The sequence below is a fragment of the Microbacterium sp. 69-10 genome (assembly GCF_001897945.1).
GTDB lineage: Bacteria > Actinomycetota > Actinomycetes > Actinomycetales > Microbacteriaceae > Microbacterium.
Window position 1 is genome coordinate 14158 of the sequence record NZ_MKRT01000006.1, and the last position, 1445, is coordinate 15602.

At 69.4% G+C, this 1445-nt stretch carries 2 protein-coding genes; both read right to left on the reverse strand.

Translation table 11 applies throughout. From position 1 onward, the window contains the following. Positions 1-464: lipocalin family protein (locus BGN97_RS02025; RefSeq protein ID WP_292697591.1), on the reverse strand; the 464-nt coding region annotated here is incomplete at its 3' end. 92 nt (positions 465-556) lie between these two features. Next, on the reverse strand, positions 557-1445 hold an 889-nt coding region (locus BGN97_RS02030; protein ID WP_292697593.1), incomplete at its 5' end, for a threonine/serine exporter family protein.

The following is a 1445-nucleotide window of genomic DNA, read 5'->3' on the forward strand; positions in this document are numbered from 1 at the left end:
GGACGGATCCACGGGTCGAGATCGAAGCCCTGGTCGCGCGCGGTGTCGAGGAACGACCGCTCCACGGCATCCTCGACCTGCGGTTCGCGGGACAGCAGCCACAGATGCTTCCGATCGGGGGTCCCGACCAGGGCATGCCGGTACTCGTCGTCGACCCGGAGCACCCAGTAGTCGGCCTTGGTGAACGGGATCCACCGCAGCGCCTCGGGCAGGAACGTCACCTGCAGGCGGCCTGGATGCTCCGCATCCGGCAACGCCTGCCCCAGAGCCTGGGTGGGCTTGCCGTCCTCGTCGAGGCAGCGGTTGTCCACACTCACCGTCCCGTCTTCGGCCATCGTGTACTCCGCGGTCACATCGGTGGCGCGGTCGTCCTCGAAGCGCAGCGGCAGCCGGCCGACCTCGAACCACAGGCCCAGATACCGCCGCAGCTCCAGTGCGGGCACGGAACGCACGTCATCGGTCATGATGCTCCTCCTCTGCTCCCCCGTCACACTACGGATCGGATGCGCTTGGCAGAACGGGGTTGCGCCCCTCGCGGCCGCGGACTACAGGGGGCTCAGAGCTCGCCCATGCGCGCGGGCTTCGCCCAGCGCAGGAACACCGTGGACCGCGTGATCCGCGCGAGATCCGCGAGCAGCGCGCCGACCTTGGTGCCGATGCACAGGCTCAGGAACATCATCGGCGCGGACACCAGCGCCTGCGCGTCGAAGCTGGCCAGCGAGACCAGGCCGACGGTGCCGGGCACGAGAAGCAGGAACGCCGGCTGGAAGGACACCGTGGCGGGGATCGCGATCGTCAGACGCTCCAGCACGCGTGCTGCCACGAACAGCACCGCCGCCGCGACGCCGGTCGCGACGACGCTTCCGACCAGAGGACTGAACAGGGCCAGCACCGCATAGGTGCCGGCCATCACCACCACGCACACGACGGTGAGACGGAATCCCGATCCGAAGGCGAGTCCGATGCCGATCGCGAGCACGATCACCGCCAGCCACGCCGACCACAGCGGCGGGAGCGCCTCCCATCCCCCTCGTTCGGTGGTCAGTTGCACGGCCTCCCCCACCAGAGCGGCGGATGCCGAGTCCACCCGCAGTCCGGTGAGCGAGGCGCCCGAATAGACTCCCGCAGCCATGAACGCCAGCATGATCAGCCCGTACATCAGGCGGGATGCACCCGTGACGATGTCTGTGGAGGTCAGTTCGAGCAGGGCGTTCGTGATCAGTGCGCCGGGCACGAGGATGGCCACCGGCGCGCACACCGCGAACAGCGGCACCGGCCCGAGATCCAGCCAGCCGGCGACGGTGCCCACCAGGATCGTCGAGACGAACGCCGACACGAAGGGAGCGACGGCCGCCGCGGCCCGGACGCGCATCATCAGCATCGTGAGGCCGCCGACCAGCAGCCCCACGAGCAGTGCCAGTACGATCGCCCACCAGGGACACCGG